Source organism: Yersinia enterocolitica subsp. enterocolitica, from assembly GCF_901472495.1.
In the GTDB taxonomy this organism is placed as follows: Bacteria; Pseudomonadota; Gammaproteobacteria; order Enterobacterales; family Enterobacteriaceae; genus Yersinia; species Yersinia enterocolitica.
Map to the genome: position 1 here is coordinate 3153836 of NZ_LR590469.1, position 22936 is coordinate 3176771.

Genomic DNA, 22936 nt, shown 5'->3' on the forward strand with positions numbered 1-22936 from the left:
TGTTACAGCAAGGCAGCGAGCGAAGGCATCCCGATGAGCTGACTCAAGTCAGTGATTCAGGTAAGTGAGCGAAGCTAACACCGCTGTAGCGTCGTGAACGCAGGGTAATACCCAAAGCCATTGGTGTTACAGCAAGGCAGCGAGCGAAGGCATCCCGATGAGCTGACTCAAGTCAGTGATTCGGGTAAGTGAGAGAAGCTAACACAGCTGTAGCGTCGTAAACGCAAGGTGATACCCAAAGCCATTGGTGTTACAGCAAGGCAGCGAGCGAAGGCATCCCGATGAGCTGACTCAAGTCAGTGATTCGGGTAAGTGAGAGAAGCTAACACAGCTGTAGCGTCAAGGGCGCAGGGTAAAGCGAGTATCGAATTCCTCACGTGATAACGGCTCCGAAAATAAAAAGCCCTGACCACATCGAATACCGTGTTTGAGTAGCCATTGCCGTTGTTCTTCGGTCTCGACACCTTCAGCCATCACACGGAGTTTCAGCACATCAGAAATGGTACTGATAATTCGCGCCATCGCATCGTCTTCTGGCAAATGCTTCACAAAGCTTTTATCCAATTTAATGATATTCACTGGCAAGCTTTTCAGGTGATTGAGATATTGCAGACTCGAATAGCCGGTACCGAAATCATCCAGAGCAATCGATAAACCCAGCCCCTGTAACTCACGCAGCAATACATACGCGGCGTCGAGATTTTGAATCTGGGCGGTTTCTGTGATTTCCAACACCAATTGGCTCGGGTCAATGTTATAGCGACCAATCACGGTTTTTAGATGTGTAATGATACTATCGCATTGTATTTGCAAACCGGAAATATTGACCGCCAATGACAAGTTCATTCCTTGTGCTTTCCAGTCAGCCAGAATGCGGCATGCTTCCTCCAGCACCCAACTACCGAGCGGCATCATGGCCCCACTCTCTTCCGCATCAGGGACAAACTCAGAAGGTAAAAGATAACTGCCGTCCGCCTGACGCCAGCGTAGCAATGCTTCGGCACCGATAATCCGCCGCTCTTCCATATCCCACTGCGGTTGTAAAAACAGGACGAAATCACGACGTTCAATCGCCTGCAAGATATCATTTTCCTGCGCCAACTGCTTTTGCGTTTTATGCAACGAAGACCGATCTGTGCTTTGGGTACGGCTCATTTCCGTATAGGCCTCAGTTAGCAGTTGCTGGTTACGATTATAATTGTGAACCAATATACCCAGTTCATCATCCTGATGATGGGCAGGCATAGTCAATTGATGGTTCAGCACACCTTGCTGCCCAATATGTTCCAGCTCTTTAGCCATCGCCCGCAATGGATGAATAATCAGGCGATTAATACACCAGGCAATAGACACTGAGAGTACCAGTGCCAACAACAAATAAGTCGAGAGCATTGCCGACAAGGTGCTCAGAATAAACTGATACATACGATACGAGTCCACTTGTAACACCAAATGTGCCAGTGGTTGCGGATTAGCAGAGACTCGCTCCAGTGAATACAGCGGTACCGTTATCTGAACGGGCAGAGCAAAAATACGCTTGGCCCAGCGAGGGACTGGCCGCTCGGTGGGGAAACTTGCGTGTAAAACCTGAATTTGATTAGGCAGAATCACATCGGCACGGCTAAGAATGCCAATGGGCAGTAAGTTATTGAGGATGTTTTTGGCTTGTGGGATATCAACGCTCAAAATGGCTTCAGACAGCGGCTGACGCACGGAATAAGCGATACTCTCCAACTGCTTGGCGTAGTCATCTTTGCGCTGCTGCACAAAGTGGAACAACTGAAGAACGATAAAAATACAGATGGTGACCAGTGCAACAACGGCCACTGCTGCCATTTGCTTAATCGTTAATGAACGCCTTACCCGCAAACTCACTCCCACCCATTCCGACTGAATAAAATATGATGGTTGCCACTGTGATGCGGCGACTCATCAATGCTGTCCGAGTATACTCGATCGCCCTGAGATTTTATCTTGCGAAACTAAACCGGTTGGGAAGAATACCGTGGGTTTCGGTCTTTTCCTATCAAGATCGCAACTTCAAAGTGCTATTAAACACGATGAAGTTGCTTTTTTATGCAAATAAACTCAACTGGCGATTACTTAAAGTCCGCGTAAGGCACTAACGGTTGTGGTGGCATATCCAGATCACCCTGCCATCCTGCCATTGAGTAGCGCAGGTAAATCAGCGCATGGCTTGGGGTATAATCTTTTGCTTGCTGGATATCCACTCCGGCACCCAGTGTCCAATGCGAGCTCAGACGGCGCTCAATTAATGCGCGTAAGGTGTAGCCCGCACCATTACTGCTGTCACCATAATCAAGATCATTCCGATCTGAGATACTCTTAATACTGTTGTTCAACAGACTTTGCAGTGGGTAACGTGCGCGATCATTGGTGGCTGAATGTGATAATGAAACCGACCCACCCAACTCCCAAGACCAGTTATCTGTCCGCTGCCGATAGTTTACCGGAATAGCCAGTGACAAATACTTTTGCGGACTGTAATACCCGCCCTGACCTAGTGTGTAGCCACTGAGATCTTTTTGGTAATGCCACCACATGCCATTCAAGCCGATGGTAAAACGGCGGTTATCTTCATTGATCAGCTTATAATAATAGCCAGTCATAAAACGCAAGCGCTGGTTATCAGCCACATTTTGTCCGGTCAGATAGTGATAACTTAAATCACTCCAGACCCCATTAGCCTCACCCCGGTCATAACTGGCACCCAAGCTGACACCGTTGGCACGAACGCCGCCCCAAGTAACATTGGTATTGGGATCACGCGTTCCGGCAAAGGCCAGTAACGAGCTGGATAGCGGCCGCCGTGACGCCGTTGCAGTCCAGCCAATATGGTTCCAGCTGTTGCTGTATGCCAAGCCGCCGACCACATCGACCACCTCAAATCCCATCGGGGTAGTACCAATATCCGTGGCCCAATGATCATTTTGCCACCCCATTGCGATACTGGTGCCACTCGCGCGCTGGCGAATATCACCCTCGCATCCGGCCTTATAACAAGTACCGAACTTCTCCTTATATACACCCTTGGTATTCGCAAATGTGCTGGCATTCATCTCAATGATGTCACTACGGAAAAAAGCGCGGCCATCTGCAAGCGGTGTATCAACCTGAGCCATAGTATTAAACGCGCTCAGATCAGAAATACCCCCTGTGCCGCTAGATCCCCAATAATCCTGATCCAATGTGACGCGGGTATCCTGCTGCCGATAGAGGTCGGCAGCATCAGCACGAATACCGCGTTTGAGCCAATCATCCGTGGCCTGATTACGTGTCAGTAAGGTATAGCTGTCATTATCTGTCGGCAGTGTCGGTGCAATACCGCTGGCGACCATCGCCTGCTTGAAATCATCTTGCGCAGCAACTGGCTGCCCTTGTGATTGTGCTAAACGGGCCGAGTCACGAAACACCAGCGCATTATCCTGTGATGGTGCGCCTTTGGCGGCAGCCGGTTTCAACCGTTGGAAGATATCGGCTGCTTTTTGTGGATCACCCACACCGCTCCAGGCATTGGCGACCCGCCGTTGGGTATTTAAGCTGGCACCTTCGCCCGTCAGTGGTTCAGTTTGCAAATGCTGACGTGCATCGCTAAGGCGGCCTTCGGCAATATAAGCCTCAATTTCACCCAAACGCGCATCAGGGTTTTGTGGCTCGCGCGCTCGAATACGCTGATAGCCCGCCAGCGCTTCACTGTAATCGCCGCGTTCCAGCGCCCAATCAGCCAGTGTCAGGTCAATTTGTGTATTCGCAGGTTGCTGACGTAACGCGGTTATCGCCCCGCTTTCATCACCATTTTCCCGTAGCTGACGCGCCAATGTCAGCACTTGATCTAATTTCAAGCGCTGATCTAATTCACGGATATTATCGTTCCATTGCGCCGCAGGCAGTGTGGTCAGATGTACCAATGCCTGGCTATCTCGCTCGGTGCTGGAAAGGTAGAGCGCGTAAGCATAGACCTGCTCTGGGTCACCCGGTTTACGACTGGCCAATTGGTGGAACTCTGCATCCGCTTGCGCCAAATGGCCATCTTGCGCCAATGCTTGTGCTAACCGGTAAGTTATCCAGACATCATTCGGTGCCATCTTTTGCGCTTGCCGGTATTTCTCTGCCGCCTGATGCCACTGTTGCTGTGCCGCCAACATTTCAGCCTGCTGTTTCAGCATATCCAATTGCAGGCTATTGAGTGTGTCGCGCATTTTTGCCTGTTGGCTACGCGGCAAGTTATTCAGGTAATTGAGTGCTTTTTGTGGGGATTCACGTTGATAGATATTTGCCAGGCCACGCACCGCGCTGCTATTGGCTGGATCCAGACGCAATGCTTGCTGGTAATGCTGCTCGGCAGTTTTATCATCATGACGGGCCACGGCCACATCCCCCAAACCAATCAGTGCATAACTGTCGCTGCCATCTATTTGACGTGCCTGCTGGTATTTTTGCTGGGCCAGGGCAGTATTACCGGCTTTCAGCGCCTTATCCCCTTCATCATTCAGCAGCCAGTAACGGTTGGTCTTGATCAAACTGGCCCATTTATCGCTCTTCAGACCGTCTTTATCTGATTTTTGTGCCTGTTCAAACAACCGCAAAGCCTGTGCACGATCTCCCGCACGGGCATAAGCCAGGCCCAGTGCGCCCACAATTTCTGGATCATTGGGAGAGGCTGCCAATGCTTGTTTCAATGCTGGTATTGCAGCCACGCCACTACCACTGTCAACTTTCGCCAGCCCACTTAACCGCGCCTGGTAGGTTGGATCGGCCAACATCGTTTGCTGATTAGCCAGCTCTTTGCGAGCAATATCTGCTTGTGGGCCAGTTGAAAACACATCAAGAAAATGGGTCAATGCGGTGACACTTTGCGGGCTTACCGTCATCGTTTTGATGGTATCCATCCACAAATCAGCGGCATCTGACGTTCCGTTCGGGTCTGTGGCCACTTTCTCCAATAGCGCGTAGCCTTGTGCGGCCTTTTGTTGGCTGAAATACATGCGCGCCAATGCCATGCGCAGAGCGACGTTGCCCGGATATTGTTGGTCTAACGAAGCAAGTTTCTGGGTAGCCAGGACTTCCTGACCCGGTAACCGCGCCACCAGCCGCCAATATTCAACCGCCAGATCCAGTGTGGGTGGATTCCCTTGCAGCAACTGATCATATTTAACTTTTGCTTCTGCGACTCGCCCTGCGGTTGCCAACAGGCGCGCCTCTTGCAATTGCTGACGCACCTCTGGTTTTGTCATGGCCAACATCAGTTTAGCGCGCCGATACACCTCAGAGTCAGGTGCCAATTGTTGCAATTTATCTAACTGTTTTTGTGCTTCCGCCAGATTCCCTTGCCGCAATGCCTGACGTATTCCCGCCGCAATGACATCCGGATTATTCGGGTCCATCATGTTCAGGCGATACAGTGACTGCTTAACCAACTCATCTTTATTAGTCGCCTCGCCCAATCGTACCTGTTCGAGTAAAAACTGGGTTGGCGAGACAGCTTCGGCCCCCCGCGCCACACCAACAAATGCTTGAGGCAATAACGCCAGGCTTAACAGCCAGTTTATTTTAATGTTGCGCATTGACTGTTCCATGAGGGCTGAAGCTCACCCTGCCGATTAAAGCTATAACGATGTTGTGCCCATCCCTGACCAAACAGTGTCAGCACCGCACTGTAGTAAGCATCGGCTCCCGGAGGTGAATCTTGTACCCGTTTTTGTTGTTGGCTAAGCGCCTGCTGATTAAACGGTGCAGGACCACTGGCTAAAAACGGTAATAATGCCGCCGAAAAGCCAACCGGCCCATCACCGGTTGTTTTGCCAGTCAACGTATCGGCCTTTTCCGGTGGCAAACCTTGCTGCTGGGTGACTTCAGCCATCGGTTGGAAGTGTTGGATAAGTGCCGCCTTTTGCGGACTGTTATTTGATAACATCCCGGCCCATAAGTAAGTACGAATCGCATCGTAGCTACCGAGATTTGGGTGAGTTTCATCCGGCTGCCAGCCTTTATCTTTTTGCCACACCACCCAGTCAGGGCTGAAACCACGCGGTGCTGTTTCCAGCCATAGCCGCTGATTGGTTTTCACCATAGCTTTCCACGGCCCGGCAAGGGAGGCGAAACGCGCCAGCAATTGTGGTGGCAAGTAGCTCGGATTGAGCCGCCAACGCTCTTCATTATTAAAGCCAATTTTGCCCGGTAATAACATTTCACCTAAGCCGGGAATATTTACCACTTCTTCTTTGGCAATGCGTTGCAGCAGCAAGGTTCCTATGGTCTGGTAGCGGCGAGTATCCCACAATCGGCCAGCCTCTAATAAACTGTAAGCAATCCATAAATCAGCATCCGAAGCCGAGTTTGGGTCGAGAATATCCCAGCTATGCTCATTGCGTTGCCCCCACAACCATGCGGGTAGACGGGCGGTTAAATCTCCCGCTGACAAGTTATTTTCTGTCCAAGTGAGTAATCGATCGAATGTCTCGCGATCATCAGCTACCAGCGCAAAAAACAAGCCGTAACTTTGCCCCTCCGACGTGGTGACTTTCCTCGGGTTGCTGGGGTCGATAACTCGCCCCGACTCACTGATATAGTGTTGTTTGAACTGCTGCCATGCTGGCCAATCACAAGCTGCTGCGGTACCAAAACTGGCAAGCAGCAGCAGGATGCATACCAGTCGTTTAAACATCACGACCATCCTAATTAATCTCTCTCATCAGGTGATAACCGGCGGCGGCTAATCAGGCGTAACAAGCGCCAGGCCATCATTGCAGCAATCACTACGACTAATACCGCGACACCCGCCAGCAGAACCGGATGGGTAGATAAGCTGTGCCAGATGCGCTCCCACCAAGGTAAATGGCCGACATCATAGGTGTCGCCAACGCGCAGGCTGTTCACGCCTGACTCACGGATAACCGCGACCGAGCCAAATACCGCCTCACGTTTGCCGCTGTCGAGCAACGCGTTATTCAGTAAGCTGTAGCCATGCGGGCTGTCAGCCAATAACGCCACGATACTGCGCTGCGGGAAGTTAGGTGACTGTACGCCGATAATGGCCGACATCGCTCCTTCAGAACTGACGGTCACTTTGCTGTCCGCCACTCTATCGGAAGCGGGAGCTAACATGTCCGGCAAGCCCGTTTGGCGATTTGGCATTTTGACCCAGCTCTGGGTTTGATCCACCAGCAAGTTAATCTTCTGGTCATCACGTAATTCAGGCGGAATGGTACCGATAATCAGCACATCGACATCTTGGTCTTTTGCCTGTGACCAGTCGTCGGTGATGTTGATACCCACCGCCGGATAGCCGACTTGCGCCCCGATATTCCCCACGGTATTCAACAGTGTAGTCAGTTGTGACGGCGCAGGTTTCGGTGGCACCAAGACCAGGGTCTCGGAGAGATCTGCCAGACGACTGAATGGGAAGCCGGCATTAGCAAATGCCCGTAAATCTGGCATTTCCATAAAGTGACGGTAACCGGAGAAATCGATAGTGGAATTACCATCAATCACCGCGTGGTTTGGCGCGGTCGAGTAGGTTTCACAGCGCCCTTCCGCACCGCTCGCCAACAAGGTGCTGTAGTCAAAATCAAAGCGTAACTGGTTGGTGGCCCCCAGTTTCAATGCCGGAATGGTCAACCGCCTGGCAGAGTCTTGTAAGCCTTGCAGTAATGGCAGACGCAGGATTTTACTGTCTTCCGGCGTATTCGGCGACAGCGGGTAGTCCTGCACAAATTGATTATTCAGGCTAATACTTAAGCGGGAGCCATCCATTAGGCGCGTTGAGGTGTAACGATATTTCAAACGCATATCAATGCCCGCACTGCGGATCAGGAACAAGTCCGGTGGCAGGTTCAGCGATAATGAGATCGGCGGCGGCAACAAACCGGTAGTTTGCAGTTGATCCGGATATTGCTGTAACTCAGCAAAAGTCATTGGCCGGTCGGTACGCACCCAGTTTGGCGCATCATAAGGCTGGCGTGGTACCAGTTGCTCGACTTTATCTACCGTCACATTTTGACCACGGAACAGAATATTGCCTTGCGCTATCCCCTGTGCCGCCATGATCAGGTCATTATCATCACGGCCCAGAATCAGTAACAGCTTCACATACGGGTTATCCGGATGACTGATAATTTCCACCGTCGGTGCTTTGACTGGCGGGTAATCTTTCAAGAAATCAGGGCGTTGAGCATTAGTTGCAAACACCACAGCATGTTGAGTCGGCAGTTGATTATACAAAACAGGAAAGTTCTGCCCACGCCATTGCGCTTTGTCACCCAGCCAGGATGCAAAAATAGACGCCGCGCGCTGCTGCGCCACATCAGGTGCCGTAGCGAAAACGACAGGTAACGTTAACGGGCGGTTATCCCGCGCATCAAAGAAAGGCTCTGGGAAATGGGACAAATCATTTTTGACTGCCAATGATTGATAGCGTAAATCCAACGAGCTGGATTTGCTGATATCCAGCCACAGCGTATTACTGGCCGGATTCTCACAAATGTTTTGATAGTGGCCGACAAACACTAACCGCAGCCGATTGAAATCACTGATATAAAGCGGATCAATCGGCAACTGGAACCGTGTTGGTTTACCCAGTTGCTCTTTGGTGATTGCCGTGACCCCCATCAGCTCATCATTCAAAAAGACTTTAACCTGTGATTCCACCGGAATAAGTGAAGGTGACGGCGTAAATTCGAGGTTTAACATCGCATTAGTGACAACTTCATCACTGCGCACGCCAAATTCAATCACCCCTTCTGGATGGGTACCGCGCAAGGCGAATGTCCCCGGTGGCGGGGCAATCTTGGCAAAGGTGTAAGTGACATCGCGAACGGGGACATTCGGCAATGCCGCCGGAGCGACAGGAGCTAAATCCACTGTTGCTGCGACAGCAGTGGTCGAGGCCGCCGATTGAAGCGACGGAACTGCTGGTGTTTCGGCATGGGTGAATGGCGTCAATCCCAAAGCCAGTGCGGTAAACCAGGTTATTTTTCTCGTCATCATATCATCATCAATGTTGAGCCACTGTCTGGCCCTGGCTACTCGGAGCCTGATTTTTATCCACGCCGTGGGGTACAAACGATGCAATCCAGGCAATCAGGGAGGTAAATCCTATCAATACATTTCGAATCACCGGCGGAGCATAGCTGGCCATACGGACATAGCCTCTAAAGCCCAGCGCCAAAACATCACGCAGGCTTTCAATCGGTTTATCTTCTGGGAAGCCATCCTGCCACAGCGCCCACGTGTCAGCGCGAGCAAAAGTACACTGTATAAAATCAATATGTTGGGACACGCTCAGTTGATGCATCCGCATCCCGACTTTAGTGCCAAAGGCGCGGGTGACTTCACACGGGAAGGTATATTCCTGTGCGCCGCGTTTAAGCAGCAGATGTACCGCTTCGCCATCTTTCAGTAACCCGGCTTCACGCATTTCGATCCCCACCCCACCATCGGAATAGTCACGCAGGGTACAGGAGAACAAGTGACCATCAGCACGCGCCACCGCTGCGGGCATGGCAATCTCGACACGGTGGGATTGGCGAACTTGTTTGGCTTCAACCGCCACCGCTACAGCCCCGCCTAAAATCGTCATATTATAAATGACCCACACCAGGCTAATCACCACGGTCATGATTTCAGTCGCCGGGCCATAACCCAAGCGCCACAAGCCCGCAATCAAACCGGCCAGATTTAGCAATACCAGCGCCATATAAGGGCGGGTTATCACCCAATCCACATGCTGCGCTTCGACTAAACCGCCTTTTGCCGTGACGTTAAATGTCCCTTTATGCGGATTGAGCAGCGCCACGGTGGTCGGGCGGGCAATATACCAGGCCAGCACCGTTTCATAGATTTCACTCCAGAATGAGTGGCGATATTTACCCTGTAAGCGCGAATTGGTCAGGCTGGCGTGAATCATATGCGGCAACACATAAAGGGCAATGGCCAGTGCGGGGGCGAAAATGATGTAAGCATGCAGCAACAGGAATGCCAGCGGCGCGGTCAGGAAGATCAAACGCGGAATGCCGGATAAGAAGTGCAACATGGCGTTGGCGTAGCACAAGCGCTGGACAAATTTCAGCCCTTTGCCCAGCAGCGGGTTATCCAACCGGAAGATTTGCACCATGCCACGCGCCCAGCGGATACGCTGTCCGATATGTGCGGACAAGCTTTCGGTTGCTAATCCGGCCGCCTGCGGAATACGAATATAAGCTGAGGTGTAACCTTTGCGGTGCAGACGCAATGAGGTATGAGCATCTTCGGTAACCGTTTCCACCGCGATCCCCCCGACCTCATCTAGCGCACTGCGGCGCAACACGGCGCAGGAGCCACAGAAGAAAGTCGCATCCCACATATCGTTACCGTCTTGTACCAAGCCGTAGAATAACGTGCCTTCATTCGGGGTTTGACGAAAACGCCCCAGATTGCGCTCAAAGGGATCAGGTGAGAAAAAGTGATGCGGCGTCTGAATCATGCCGAGCTTTTTATCTTTAAAGAACCAGCCGACGGTCAGTTGCAGGAAAGAGCGGGTGGGCACGTGGTCACAGTCAAAGATAGCGACAAACTCACCGGTAGCCTGTTTCAGCGCATTATTGATATTGCCTGCTTTGGCATGCTCATGAGTAGGGCGGGCAATGTAGCGCACCCCCACTTCTGCGGCGAATGCTTTAAACGCGGGCCGGTTACCATCATCCAGAATATAGATATTGATTTTATCTTTCGGCCAATCAATACCCAGCGCGGCATAAATGGTTGGTTTCACCACACCGAGGTCTTCGTTATAAGTCGGCACCATCAAATCAATGGTTGGCCAGCTATTGATATCTTCCGGCATAGGCACTGGTTGGCGGTTGAGCGGCCAAATAGTCTGGAAATAACCCAATACCAACACTACCCAAGCGTAGGTTTCGGCTAGCAGTAATAATAAACCGCACACCAGACTGACAGGGTCATCCCAGTTAAGGGTTTCGGTATAACGCCACCATAAGTAGCGGCAGGAAACTGTTAACGACAACACAATCAGCATCAGGGTAGGTAAGCGCCCTGGCACTCGCCGCACCACCATAGCAATAGCCCACAGCAACAATACAAACACGAATTGCGCCATCATGCCGAATGGCTGTGAGATACACAGCAGGGCTAAGATCCCGGTAAAAATACCTAAGATAATAAACAGGATACGGCGAGTACGCCTTGAAAGTTGGCTCAATCGGGTGGCGACTGATTTCTCTATTTTCTGAAGTTCAAAGCGCTGCGGCACACTCCCCAACCAACTGATATACCCCTGTCTTTTGTTTTTTACCCAACCTTTACCAACGGCCGCTGGCTGACGTTTTTTATCACCATCGGATTGCGGGCGAATTAATAGCAGCCACAACCCTTGCAGCAGATAACGTAAACCATCTCCCAAACGTGGGCGATTGGGGGAAATTTGCGGGAACCAGTAAGTGCGGTGTTGTATCACACTCTGCCAACTTGGGGACTCGAGACGTAGGAATATCCAACACAGCGGCAGCGCCAGCGTGGTGAGAAAAGCGGTAAGCACAGTACAGCCTTGCTGCATATAGAGATGATAGCGGCGGCGCATCCCCTGATAGACCGGGGTGAGGAATAACATCCGCATCAGGCGATTCATAGATCGCTTTCCACAGCATTAATCAGGCACCAATTTGCCAGAGTCATCACTTCTTCTGCCGCCAAACTTTGCGCGCTGTATTCACCCAATGGCTGTTTGGCTGCCAATGCTTCGGCCATTGCTTCGTCGCGATGAATAAATATGGGTAATAAGCTATCCAGACTTTGCAGCCAGAGCTGATGTAAATCCTGTTGTAAACGGCTGCTGGCAGAGAACTGATTAAGTAAAAAATGGCAGCCGGCAGGCAAATTTTGCTGATGCAGGCGGATATGGCAACTGGCATCTGCATGAATCAGAATCAGGGTTTGATCAGCCAGCGCCAGTGCCTGACGGGTGAATGCGCTATCACCGACGGGGATATCCAACAGAATCCAGCGATAGCTCGCATTGGCAAGCAATCGGGACAGATTCTCCTGCCATTGACGAGGATGTTGCTGCAAAGACGCGCTAAGTTGTTCATTTTCAGCTTGAGTTAATTGGCCGAACGGTAACAAATCCAGCTTCTCGGCATAGCGCATCGCCCCTTGCTGCCAGCCTTCGCCATCCACTTCAGCCCTAGCCCAACCACGGGATTGCTCAAAACTCATGTTAAAGTGCAATCGCAGTAAATTATCCGGTGAAAAATCGATCACCAAAACCGACTCATCCAGTTGCTGTAACGCCCATGCCAGAGCCGCGATTACCGAGGTGGTACCAATGCCCCCTCTGATGCCTTGTAATGCCAATACCGGCATAGACTATTCACTCCCTGCGGATTGTGCCAACTCGGCCAGCAATGGCCAGCGAGCCATCATTTGGGTTAATCGTTCCTGACGAACAATATCGATATAACTTAACGTGGGTAACGAGAAAGCCTGACTTAATGCTAGTAGATCATCCTGAGCTTCAAGTGAAGTTTTCTCATGGAATCGATTTATTATCGTCTTCATTTATCCGCCTTTAAAAAATAGGCTATGGTAATTAAGTATAACAATAACCAGAGTATACTTTCTCCAGATAAGATGAGTCTTAGATTAATATCAAGGCAGGAACATTGGTTAATACTTATTGCAATGTTACAATTGTTCTTTGAATTTATCCAGTAATTGGCCCAATAGCACTTTAACGAAAGCAGATAAAGAATCTATGTCACGATCTTTCTCATTAGGTGTTCGAAAAATCTGGGATGAATTAGCCATAATGCAGGCTCCCGGGTTCTATTGGGTCAATATTGAGCGTCAAGTTGATGCCAATTTATTTTGCCAGCAGCTTATTCGTAGCCAACCTGAAAATACCCGGGCAGCATTGATTTGTTCAGGGCAAAAACCTGAAAGTCTCCTGAGTAATATCGCCCATTCTGGCCCCAGTAAATTACCGTTATTTACCTTACCGGCTCAAAAAAACGCCTTAAAATATTTAACTCATGATTTAATGCGCTCGCTACGCCCACAACAGCGACTCTTCATTCTGTTTGCGCCCGCGAATCTGTGGCAAACCTTTACCAGCGAAGAGATGCAGCGGTGGCTCCAGCATATTCAGCAATGGCTGGAGGCCCAGAGCTGCACATTACTGGTGATTTGTCATAGCACTGGCATTAATAAAATCAAAAATCAGTTGGTCAGTCAGCACCGTTATTTACAAGGTTTGGCTAATCTGCAATGGCAGCAGGATAACGCACAATATGTGGTTTCTTGGTGGAGCACGGCAAAAGGAGTGACCGCCAACCAATTGGTTTTGCTCGAAGCCGACGACCAAGGCTGGAGCATGGCGGATGAAATCCAGCAAGCCCTGCCGCAATCACGCAATGATGAACATCTGTATTTAGCAGAAACCAGCATCCTGGAAGGCGCTCCTCCCCTTTCTACCCACTGGCAGTTGCTGGAATCAAATACCTCTCTGGCCCAGCGCGCAATGACGGCGCATGCCGCAACACTTATTTTTGCGCTGAATCAGAGTGAGCAAATTGATGAAATGGCGCATCAAATCCACAACATCCGCCGTCAACGCGGCAATACCGTCAAAATTGTGGTGCGCGAAATGCACGCCAGCTTGCGCTACAGCGACGAGCGCTTGTTACTGGCCTGCGGGGCCAATCTGATTGTGCCCCATGTTGCGCCATTGTCGCGTTTTCTCACGATGCTGGAAGGCATTCAGGGGCAGCGCTTCTCACGCCATGTTCCCCAAGATATCAATGCGTTACTGGAAGCATTGCGCCCCCTTCAGCTCAAAGGCTATCTGCCCCCCACCGAGTTCTACCAATCGGTGTTGCAGTTAATGAACAACACCTTGTTACCAGAAAACGGTAAAGGTGTACTGGTGGCGCTGCGGGCAGTACCGGGACTACAGGCGCGTCAGGCGCTGACACTGTGCCATTTGCGCCGCTATGGCGACGTGGTGACGGTATCTGATAATCGGTTGTTATTATTCCTTTCAACCTGCCGCATCAATGACTTAGATACTGCGTTAAGTCATATTTTCCGCTTACCGGTAGCCGAAGCATTCAGTAACCGGCTGGTGTGGTATCAGGATCAGGAGATCATCTCAGAGATGAACCGCATGATGAATACTCCCGAGGCATGGCAAAGCACCGGCGATAAAAAGACTTATAAACAAGAAGTTGATATGCCAGAGCAAGCGGAACGCACCCGGCGCACCCCCGTGCCACTGACACTGAATACCGGCCACCGTCAGGAGACCCTCTCATGAATCTCAATGATATTTGGCAAATTCTGTTGCTGGGGGCCATTATTTTTTTCCCGCTGGGCTATATGGCCCGCCGCTGGTTTCCGCGGTGGTGGGAGAAAAAACAGCATTTATTCTTATCCGCGCGCTATTTAAAATCAGAAGGGATCTGGTTGCGTGATGGCTCATCTTCACAGACTAAGAAATAACCATGAACGCAAAAAATAAACAGCAAGAATCGCAGAGTCCGTGGCGCTATTGGCGCGGCCTGGGCGCATGGAACTACTACTTTCTGCTCAAATTTGCCCTACTGTGGTTTGGTTACCTGAACTTCCACCCGCTGGCAAATCTGGTGTTTCTGGCCTTTCTGCTGTTCCCGATCCCAGCATATCGTGTCCACCGCTGGCGTAATTGGCTAGCCATACCCATCGGTATCGGCCTGCTTTATCACGATACCTGGTTGCCCGGCATCAACAGCATCATGAGCCAAGGCTCGCAGATCACCGGCTTTAGCTTTAGCTATCTATTTGAATTACTTAGCCGTTTCATTAACTGGGCGATGATAGGAACAGCTTTCGTCATTCTGGTAGGCTACCTGTTTATTTCACAATGGATTCGCGTCACCGTTTTTGTCGTTGCCGCCATGATTTGGCTGAATGTCGCCGGTATTGCCGGGCCAGCATTTTCTCTGGCTCCCACTGCGGAAACGGCAGCGACAACAGTGCCAGCGAGCACAGATCAACCGTCAGCAACAGGAAGTAGCCCTGTTGAAGCCGGTGGGCCACCAACCGACGCAAATCTGACCGCTCATTTGAATGCTTTTTATGAGCAAGAGAAAACTCGTCACACGACATTCCCAGCATCTTTACCCGGTGACGCGCAACCCTTTGATTTATTAATTATTAATATCTGTTCACTGTCATGGTCAGATATTGAGGCCATTCAACTGGATAAACACCCGCTGTGGGGCAAGTTTGATATTCTGTTCAAAAACTTCAACTCAGCCACCGCCTACAGCGGCCCGGCGTCTATCCGCCTGTTACGCGCCAGCTGCGGCCAGTCATCCCATAAAGATCTGTATCAGCCACAAGATCAACAGTGCTATCTGTTTGATAATTTAGCTAAACTTGGGTTTACCTCACAGTTGATGATGGATCATTCCGGTGTCTTTGGTAACTATCTGCAAAACATCCAGGATGACGGCAATATGCGCGCACCGATGATGTCGCAGAAAGGTATTAGCAATCAATTGGCCTCCTTTGACGGCGAGCCGATTTATAACGATCTGGAACTACTGAATCGTTGGCTGGAACAACAGAAGAATGGCGGTGATGCACGCAGCGCAACTTTCATGAATATCATACCGTTACATGATGGTAACCGTTTCGTCGGTACCAACAAAACGGCGGATTATCGTACGCGCGCCCAAACCCTGTTTGACCAGTTGAATACCTTCCTTGAAGAGTTGGAAAAATCGGGGCGGAAGGTCATGGTGGTCGTGGTGCCAGAACACGGAGCTGCCTTGGTTGGCGATAAAATGCAGATGTCTGGTCTACGCGATATCCCAAGCCCTGGCATCACCCATATCCCCGTGGGGATTAAGCTGATTGGCATGAAAGCACCACAGCCTGCCAGCCCAGTAGTAGTCAGTGCGCCAAGCAGCTATCTGGCGATTTCGGAATTGGTGGCGCGTATGGTGGATGGCAAAGTATTTAGCGCCGAAAATGTGGACTGGCAAACACTGACACAAGGTTTACCCGAAACCGCCTTAATATCAGAAAATGATAATGCTATTGTGATGCAATATCAGGGCAAACCCTATATTCGGCTAAATGGCGGTGATTGGGTACCTTATCCCCAATAATAAAAGTTGTTTAAGGATTTATTAAGGGTGCATCTATTGCACCCTTTTTATTCAGTTGTAAATCGTTTATTTATATTTATTCTGATGCATAACGCATAAATTTTATTTTAAGTTAATTCTTGCGGAATTAAACGTGAATATAGTCTACGGGGTTTAAGGTTAATTTATGATTGAAGATAGCATCATGCGTAATAATTAATTTACACTGCAAGCACTAATATTTACAGCTAACTTAACGAAGATCATTATGTTATAAGTCAGATAATAATATCTTTATTCAGCTATAAAAAACGCCGGATAACCGGCGTTTTCTGCTAACTGTTATATCGCGCTATTGCCATATTAACCGGCTTTTTCCGCTTCATCCTGATCAATAGCAAAACAAGCTACCATTTGGTCGCCGTACTGCTTCAATTGCGGCTGCAACTGAGTACAAGTGCCAAATGCCCGACGGCAACGCGCATTGAACGCACAACCTGGCGGTGGGCTCATTGGGCTCGGCAATTCACCAGTCAACTTAATACGCTCGCGGCGCATATCCGGGTTCAACCGTGGCGTAGCAGATAACAATGCTTGCGTATAAGGGTGACGCGGATTATTGAAAATGGCCTCTTTGCTGCCTTTTTCAACACAACGGCCCAGATACATCACCATCACTTCATCAGCAATATGTTCAACCACTGACAAGTCATGGGAGATAAAGACATACGACAGCCCCAGCTCTTGTTGTAAATCCATCATCAGGTTCAATACCTGTGCCCGCACTGACACATCCAGCGCAGAAACCGGTTCATCAGCAATCACCACATCCGGGTTCAACATCAACCCGCGCGCAATGGCGATACGCTGGCGCTGACCACCGGAGAACATATGCGGATAACGGTCATAATGCTCGGTTTTCAGGCCGACTTTCGCCATCATCGCCAATGTTTTTTCGCGGCGCTCTTTGCTGCTAAGTTTGGTATTGATTTGCAGCGGTTCTTCCAGGATCTGCCCCACTTTCTTACGCGGGTTCAACGAACCATAAGGGTTCTGGAACACAATCTGGATTTTCTGCCGCCGCAGCTTCTCAGCACTTTCATCTGGCTTGAGCAAATCCTGACCTTGGTAGTAAAGTTCACCTCCGGTTGGGATTTCTATCATGGTCAGTAAGCGGCCGAGAGTGGATTTCCCACAGCCAGATTCGCCAACCACCGCCAATGTTTTGCCGCGCTCTAAAGTGAATGAAACACCATCCAGAGCTTTAACCAGACGTTCCGGCGCAAATAACCCTTTTTTGACCGGATAGTATTTTTTTAAATCAATGGCTTGCAACAGTGGCTTGGTTGCCTGTGATTCATTTTTCATATCAGTAGGTTGACTCATAGGGTCGGCCTCCCCGCATCATCAAGCGGTGTATGGCATTTAACCTGACGCCCCGCTGGCCCCAACAGTTCAGGTTCTTCACGGCGACAGCGATCATTGGCATACGGGCAACGCGGGTTAAGCAGACAACCTTCAGGGCGGTCATATTTACCCGGAACCACACCCGGTAATGATGCTAACCGCGCTTTATCCTGTGCAAACTCCGGTAACGCCCGCAACAACGCCTGAGTGTATGGATGGCGTGGCGCACGGAAGATTTCCGACGATTTACCGGTTTCCACCACCTGACCGGCATACATCACAATAATATGATGAGCCGCCTCAGCCACCAGTGCCAGGTCATGCGTAATCAGCAACAGCGCCATATTTTCGCGCTGCTGTAATTCCAGTAGTAACTCAATAATTTGCGCCTGAATGGTCACATCCAGCGCGGTTGTCGGCTCATCGGCGATCAGCAGTTTTGGCTTGCATGCAATGGCCATAGCAATCATCACGCGCTGGCTCATCCCACCGGAAAGCTGATGCGGATACACATCCAAACGCGACGCCGGGTCAGGAATACCCACCAATGTCAGCAAATCCACCGCCCGCTGATGACGCGTTTTACGATTGCCGCCCTGATGTACCTTCAGCGCTTCCATTATCTGGAAACCGACGGTATAGCACGGGTTAAGGCTGGTCATCGGGTCTTGGAAGATCATCGCCACTTCCGCGCCCACTAATTGACGTCGCTCTTTTTCAGAAATCTTGGTCAGATCGCGGCCATTAAATTCCAGCTTATCGGCCATCACTTTTCCGGGGTAATCAATCAGCCCCATGATTGCCAATGAACTGACTGATTTACCAGAGCCAGATTCACCGACAATTCCGACCACCTGACCTTGCTCAATGCTGTAACTGATACGGTCTACGGCTTTGAACGGCGCACCTTCGTCACCGAAATGCACCGACAATTTATCTACATTTAAAAGTGCCATCTCTCTACCTCTGTTACTGCTTGAGTTTGGGGTCGAGAGCATCACGCAGGCCGTCCCCCATCAGGTTAAACGCCAGAACCGTCAGCAGAATCGCCACACCGGGGAAGGTCACGACCCACCAGGCGCTTTGGGCAAACTGCAACACATCAGAGAGCATGGTGCCCCACTCTGGTGTTGGCGGTTGTGCACCCATGCCGAGGAAGCCGAGAGCCGCCATATCCAGAATGGCGTTAGAGAAGCCGAGAGAAGCCTGCACGATCAATGGCGCAAGGCAGTTTGGCAAAATATTGATAAACATTTGGCGCATCGCACCCGCACCGGCCACTCTTGAGGCCGTAACGTAGTCGCGATTTACCTCAACCAGTACGGCAGCTCGCGTCAATCGCACGTAGTGCGGCAAGGCGACAAAGGTTAGCGCCAGCGAGGCATTCACAATGGAAGGGCCGAATACCGCCACCAACACCAGTGCCAACAACAGGCTTGGCAGTGCCAGCATGATATCGACCACACGCATGATGATGGCATCGACAATCCCACCGAAATAACCGGCCAGTAAACCGAAAACCACGCCCATCACCAGCGACAGCACCACCACCAGACAACCAACCAACAGCGAGAGGCGAGCACCGTACATCAGACGGGACAAGACATCGCGGCCCACATCATCGGTACCGAGAATGAATTTCCAGCTACCGCCCGCTTCCCAGACTGGGGGCTTTAGCAATGCATCGCGAAATTGCTCTGCCGGCCCATGTGGGGCAAGCCAGGTAGCACCTGCGGCAATTACCAGCATAATAATGATGTAAAACAGGCCGATTACAGCCCCTTTATTGCGCTTGAAATAGTGCCAAAACTCCTGCATTGGAGTCATCGGCTTCGGCGCACTTTTTACTGTAGACTCAGTAAGTTGAGACATTCTGCGCCCCTTATTTCTTGTGACGAATACGCGGGTTAACTACGCCATAGAGCACATCTACCAGCAAGTTAACTAAAATAATCATGATCGCGACCAGCAACACCCCACCCTGAACCACCGGGTAATCTCGGCGTTGCAAAGCATCCATCAACCAGCGCCCTAATCCTGGCCAGGAGAAGATGGTTTCCGTCAAAATCGCTCCCGCTAGCATGGTGCCGACCTGCAAACCAATCACGGTAACCACCGGCAATAAGGCATTGCGCAAGGCATGGACCACAATCACTCGCATCCGACTCAAACCTTTGGCGCGCGCGGTACGGATATAATCTTCGCCCAACACTTCCAGCATTGAGGAACGGGTCATACGCACGATAACGGCGAGAGGAATGGTGCCTAATACAATCGCTGGCAAAATCATATGCATCACAGCATCTTTGAAGTCACCCGGCTCGCCCCAAACAAAGGTATCTATCAGCATAAAACCGGTCAGCGGCAGGCTATCGTCGAGGAATACGGTATCGCTAACACGCCCCGATACTGGGGTTAGGTTCCATTGCACCGAAACCAGCATGATCAGCATGATGCCCCACCAGAAGATAGGCATCGAGTAGCCGGTCAGGGAGATCCCAACGGCGGTGTGATCAAATATTGAACCGCGTTTGACTGCTGCCAACACCCCGACCGGGATACCCACCGCGATAGCAAATAGCATCGCACAGATACCAAGCTCCAGTGTCGCTTTAAAGCGGGGAACGAACTCTTCCCAGACAGCAATACGGCTTTTCAGCGAAATACCGAGATCGCCATGTAATACGCCATTCACATAATGGAAGTATTGTTGATAAAGAGGCTTGTCCAGCCCCATTTCCGCCATGATTTGAGCATGACGCTCGGTGGAGATACCGCGTTCCCCAGCCATGATGGTCACCGGGTCACCAGGGATCATATGGACAAAAGCGAAGGTCAGCAAAGTAATGCCGATAAACGTTGGGATAACTAACCCCAAACGTCGGAGTATGAACTGCAACATATCCCGAACTCTCTGTATAGAATGCCAGGCTGCTCGTGGGCAACCCAGCTTATTAAACCTCCCCAATAAGCTATTTGCCATTTTGACCTAGGGCAGTGCTCACCACCGTCACGTAGCCATGATTTACAAGGTCATGGTGTCCGCTCCGGTGCTTGCGCGCTGTCCATGTCCAAAATTTCTGCGACAATAACACTTATTGGGAGAGGTTATATGGCTCACATCTGTATCTGTCTTAACCTATACCCTTCATACTTCAAACCGCATGTGCGTTGGCTGCAATTCGAATTATTTTGGGTATCAATAAGAAACCGGCGAATATGCGTATTCCACACATTCACCGGTTGTCTACAGGGTTAAAATTAATCCAGGGACACGTTCTCGAAATGGTGTTTACCCAACGGATCAACCACATAACCTTTCACTTCTTTACGCACTGGCTCATACACGGTTGAGTGAGCCACAATCAGCGCTGGCGCTTGATCATGCATCACAACCTGAGCTTGTTTGTAAAGTGCGACACGTTTGTCATGGTCAGACTCAGCACGCGCTGGCTGGATCACGTCTTCAAACGGCTTATAGCACCACTTGGAGTAGTTAGAACCTTGTTTGGCCGCATCACAGCTGAACAGGGTGGCGAAGAAGTTATCCGGGTCCCCATTGTCCCCAGTCCAACCCATCATCACAGTTTCATGCTCGCCGTCTTTGGCACGTTTGAGGTATTCGCCCCACTCGTAAGTCACAATTTTGGCTTTCACGCCCACTTTCGCCCAGTCAGACTGGATCATTTCAGCCATACGACGTGCATTTGGGTTGTACGGACGCTGAACTGGCATTGCCCACAGGTCGATGGCGAAACCATCTGGCAGGCCGGCTTCTTTCAACAGCTCTTTCGCTTTAGCAGGATCGTAAGCGTAGTCTTTCACATCATCGTTGTAGCCCCACATAGTTGGTGGGATCAGGTTCTTGGCCGCCTGGCCAGCACCTTGATAAACCGCATCGATAATCGCTTGCTTGTTAACGGCCATGGTCAGCGCTTGGCGAACCTTGACGTTGTCCAGTGGCTTTTTCTCAACGTTGAAAGAGAGATAACCGACGTTCAGGCCCGGTTGCTCCATCAAATTGATGGTTTTGTCTTCTTTCATGCGGGCAATGTCAGCCGGGTTAGGGTACGGCATAACCTGACATTCATTTTTCTGCAATTTCGCGTAACGGACAGATGCATCTGGGGTAATAGAGAAGACCAGACGATCAATTTTCGGTTTGGTGCCCCAGTAGCCATCAAATGCTTTGTACAGGATGCGGGAATCCTTTTGATACTGTTGCAACTGGAACGGGCCGGTGCCGATAGGGTTCAAATCGACTTTTTCCGGCGTGCCAGCTTTCAGCATGTTGTCAGCATATTCGGCAGACAGAATTGACGCAAAGTCCATTGCCAGATCCGCCAGGAATGGAGACTCTGGACGTGCCAGTTCAAAGCGCACCGTGTTGTCATCAACTTTAACGATATTGGTGATTAGATCACCCATACCCATACCCTGGAAGTATTCATAGCTGCCGCCAGATACTTTATGGTACGGATGTTTATCATCCTTCTGACGCATGAATGAATAAATTACATCATCAGCATTGAAATCGCGGGTCGGTTTGAAGTCTTTATTATCTTGCCACTTCACCCCTTTACGCAGGTGGAAAGTGTAAGTCTTGCCATCTTCACTCACTTCCCACTTCTCAGCCAGACCGGGTTCAATTTCGGTAGTCCCGAGTTTGAATTCAACCAGACGGTTATAGATAGGAACTGAACTCGCATCATAAGTCGTGCCAGAGGTGAAAAGCTGCGGGTTGAACCCTTCCGGAGAACCCTCAGAACAATATACCAATGTTTTCGCTTGTACACTGGCCGCTACGGTCAGTGCAATCAGCCCAATACCGAATTTCAGTATCCCTGTTTTTCCCAAGGAAATCGTCATCGCTTGTGCTCCATTATGGTGATGTGTGTTGTGTGTACGGCCAAGCCCTATAATTTTTTCGTCCGTGGACTGTACCGTTTTGGCCTATTAACCGCAGGGATGCGGAATTGAGATGTCGGATAATTGTTATCGCGACAGCAACTTTGAATGCATGAAATCACCCAAAATTACTCTCGATGACTACCCCTGAGGGTACCAATTTGGCAACAGTTGGTGGCAACGTCAATACGGTCTGAGTGGATTTATCAAGACAATGAGAAACAGTGTGCAAACATAAAAAAAACTTCTCGTTAACATTATCAGCATTAAAATTTATGCTATTAGCTGTAAGCTAGTTGCATTAACTGGCTAATGAAAATAAAGCAGTTGTAACATCCAGTGACAAACAAAAAAACTTTGTTGCCAAATGCTGTATATCTGTTCAGATTTTTTTGTAATATCGATAGAAAATAGAGGGAAATGCTATTGTGACAGCCGATAAGTGACGTGAACCTTGTCACATACAGCCGGAATCT

The 22936-nt window shown here is 50.2% G+C and carries 16 protein-coding genes; 3 read left to right on the forward strand and 13 right to left on the reverse strand.

What is annotated here, in order from left to right; translation table 11 throughout:
* Positions 1 to 339: 339 nt before the first annotated feature.
* From FGL26_RS15075 to FGL26_RS21790, 8 genes are all read right to left on the reverse strand, one after another.
* The gene (locus FGL26_RS15075; RefSeq protein WP_072075698.1) at positions 340 to 1869 is read right to left on the reverse strand and encodes an EAL domain-containing protein; all 1530 of its coding nucleotides are present in this window, start codon (positions 1867 to 1869) and stop codon (positions 340 to 342) included.
* Between the two features lie 230 nt (positions 1870 to 2099).
* Complete coding sequence (gene bcsC / locus FGL26_RS15085; RefSeq protein WP_032908874.1) at positions 2100 to 5585, reverse strand: cellulose synthase complex outer membrane protein BcsC; 3486 nt, start codon at positions 5583 to 5585, stop codon at positions 2100 to 2102.
* Positions 5567 to 6694, reverse strand: coding sequence for a cellulose synthase complex periplasmic endoglucanase BcsZ (gene bcsZ / locus FGL26_RS15090; protein WP_011817393.1), 1128 nt, complete (start codon positions 6692 to 6694; stop codon positions 5567 to 5569). The genes bcsC and bcsZ overlap by 19 nt, the downstream gene beginning before the upstream one ends.
* Positions 6695 to 6699: 5 nt before the next feature.
* On the reverse strand, positions 6700 to 9003 hold the full coding sequence (bcsB, locus tag FGL26_RS15095) for a cellulose biosynthesis cyclic di-GMP-binding regulatory protein BcsB (protein ID WP_005174887.1): 2304 nt from the start codon (positions 9001 to 9003) through the stop codon (positions 6700 to 6702).
* A gap of 10 nt (positions 9004 to 9013) precedes the next feature.
* Complete coding sequence (bcsA, locus tag FGL26_RS15100; RefSeq protein WP_005174889.1) at positions 9014 to 11641, reverse strand: UDP-forming cellulose synthase catalytic subunit; 2628 nt, start codon at positions 11639 to 11641, stop codon at positions 9014 to 9016.
* Positions 11638 to 12375: a cellulose biosynthesis protein BcsQ gene (gene bcsQ, locus FGL26_RS15105; protein ID WP_005174891.1), complete on the reverse strand. Its 738-nt coding sequence runs from the start codon at positions 12373 to 12375 to the stop codon at positions 11638 to 11640. Before bcsQ ends, bcsA begins: the two co-directional genes overlap by 4 nt.
* Before the next feature lie 3 nt (positions 12376 to 12378).
* Entirely contained in the window at positions 12379 to 12570 is a 192-nt protein-coding gene (gene bcsR, locus FGL26_RS15110; RefSeq protein WP_005174893.1) for a cellulose biosynthesis protein BcsR, read from the reverse strand.
* 126 nt (positions 12571 to 12696) lie between these two features.
* A complete protein-coding gene (locus tag FGL26_RS21790) occupies positions 12697 to 12819 on the reverse strand; it encodes a hypothetical protein (RefSeq protein ID WP_005174895.1) in 123 nt (40 codons plus the stop codon).
* On the opposite strand from FGL26_RS21790, the gene bcsE reads away from it, so the two are divergent.
* Genes bcsE through bcsG form a run of 3 tightly spaced genes read left to right on the forward strand, consistent with a single transcriptional unit; the run spans position 12767 to position 16166 of the window.
* Positions 12767 to 14326, forward strand: a complete 1560-nt coding sequence (gene bcsE / locus FGL26_RS15115) for a cellulose biosynthesis protein BcsE (RefSeq protein ID WP_032903190.1) — start codon at positions 12767 to 12769, stop codon at positions 14324 to 14326. The two genes, FGL26_RS21790 and bcsE, sit on opposite strands and share 53 nt — an antisense overlap.
* The gene (gene bcsF, locus FGL26_RS15120; RefSeq protein WP_005157335.1) at positions 14323 to 14511 is read left to right on the forward strand and encodes a cellulose biosynthesis protein BcsF; all 189 of its coding nucleotides are present in this window, start codon (positions 14323 to 14325) and stop codon (positions 14509 to 14511) included. The genes bcsE and bcsF overlap by 4 nt, the downstream gene beginning before the upstream one ends.
* Positions 14512 to 14513: 2 nt before the next feature.
* Positions 14514 to 16166, forward strand: coding sequence for a cellulose biosynthesis protein BcsG (bcsG, locus tag FGL26_RS15125; protein ID WP_005174899.1), 1653 nt, complete (start codon positions 14514 to 14516; stop codon positions 16164 to 16166).
* Positions 16167 to 16508: 342 nt separating this feature from the next.
* Here the strand turns inward: bcsG and dppF are convergent, their stop codons facing one another.
* The 5 genes from dppF to dppA all read right to left on the reverse strand — a co-directional run bounded on the left by dppF (position 16509) and on the right by dppA (position 22421).
* Positions 16509 to 17513, reverse strand: coding sequence for a dipeptide ABC transporter ATP-binding subunit DppF (gene dppF, locus FGL26_RS15130; protein ID WP_005174901.1), 1005 nt, complete (start codon positions 17511 to 17513; stop codon positions 16509 to 16511).
* Positions 17514 to 17527: 14 nt separating this feature from the next.
* Entirely contained in the window at positions 17528 to 18508 is a 981-nt protein-coding gene (gene dppD, locus FGL26_RS15135; protein WP_005174903.1) for a dipeptide ABC transporter ATP-binding protein, read from the reverse strand.
* A 13-nt stretch (positions 18509 to 18521) separates the two neighbouring features.
* On the reverse strand, positions 18522 to 19424 hold the full coding sequence (dppC, locus tag FGL26_RS15140) for a dipeptide ABC transporter permease DppC (protein WP_005174904.1): 903 nt from the start codon (positions 19422 to 19424) through the stop codon (positions 18522 to 18524).
* A gap of 10 nt (positions 19425 to 19434) precedes the next feature.
* Positions 19435 to 20454: a dipeptide ABC transporter permease DppB gene (dppB, locus tag FGL26_RS15145; RefSeq protein WP_005174906.1), complete on the reverse strand. Its 1020-nt coding sequence runs from the start codon at positions 20452 to 20454 to the stop codon at positions 19435 to 19437.
* A 359-nt stretch (positions 20455 to 20813) separates the two neighbouring features.
* Positions 20814 to 22421 (reverse strand): dipeptide ABC transporter periplasmic-binding protein DppA, encoded by a 1608-nt coding sequence (dppA, locus tag FGL26_RS15150; RefSeq protein ID WP_005174918.1) that lies wholly within the window; start codon positions 22419 to 22421, stop codon positions 20814 to 20816.
* Between the last annotated feature and the right edge of the window lie 515 nt (positions 22422 to 22936).

Bases quoted from the DNA above. Each gene is read 5' to 3' on its own strand.
- bcsC (WP_032908874.1), bottom strand. From the start codon at position 5,585: ATGCGCAACATTAAAATAAACTGGCTGTTAAGCCTGGCGTTATTGCCT.
- bcsZ (WP_011817393.1), bottom strand. From the start codon at position 6,694: ATGGTCGTGATGTTTAAACGACTGGTATGCATCCTGCTGCTGCTTGCC.
- bcsB (WP_005174887.1), bottom strand. From the start codon at position 9,003: ATGACGAGAAAAATAACCTGGTTTACCGCACTGGCTTTGGGATTGACG.
- bcsA (WP_005174889.1), bottom strand. From the start codon at position 11,641: ATGAATCGCCTGATGCGGATGTTATTCCTCACCCCGGTCTATCAGGGG.
- bcsQ (WP_005174891.1), bottom strand. From the start codon at position 12,375: ATGCCGGTATTGGCATTACAAGGCATCAGAGGGGGCATTGGTACCACC.
- bcsR (WP_005174893.1), bottom strand. From the start codon at position 12,570: ATGAAGACGATAATAAATCGATTCCATGAGAAAACTTCACTTGAAGCT.
- bcsE (WP_032903190.1), top strand. From the start codon at position 12,767: ATGTCACGATCTTTCTCATTAGGTGTTCGAAAAATCTGGGATGAATTA.
- FGL26_RS21790 (WP_005174895.1), bottom strand. From the start codon at position 12,819: ATGGCTAATTCATCCCAGATTTTTCGAACACCTAATGAGAAAGATCGT.
- bcsF (WP_005157335.1), top strand. From the start codon at position 14,323: ATGAATCTCAATGATATTTGGCAAATTCTGTTGCTGGGGGCCATTATT.
- bcsG (WP_005174899.1), top strand. From the start codon at position 14,514: ATGAACGCAAAAAATAAACAGCAAGAATCGCAGAGTCCGTGGCGCTAT.
- dppF (WP_005174901.1), bottom strand. From the start codon at position 17,513: ATGAAAAATGAATCACAGGCAACCAAGCCACTGTTGCAAGCCATTGAT.
- dppD (WP_005174903.1), bottom strand. From the start codon at position 18,508: ATGGCACTTTTAAATGTAGATAAATTGTCGGTGCATTTCGGTGACGAA.
- dppC (WP_005174904.1), bottom strand. From the start codon at position 19,424: ATGTCTCAACTTACTGAGTCTACAGTAAAAAGTGCGCCGAAGCCGATG.
- dppB (WP_005174906.1), bottom strand. From the start codon at position 20,454: ATGTTGCAGTTCATACTCCGACGTTTGGGGTTAGTTATCCCAACGTTT.
- dppA (WP_005174918.1), bottom strand. From the start codon at position 22,421: ATGACGATTTCCTTGGGAAAAACAGGGATACTGAAATTCGGTATTGGG.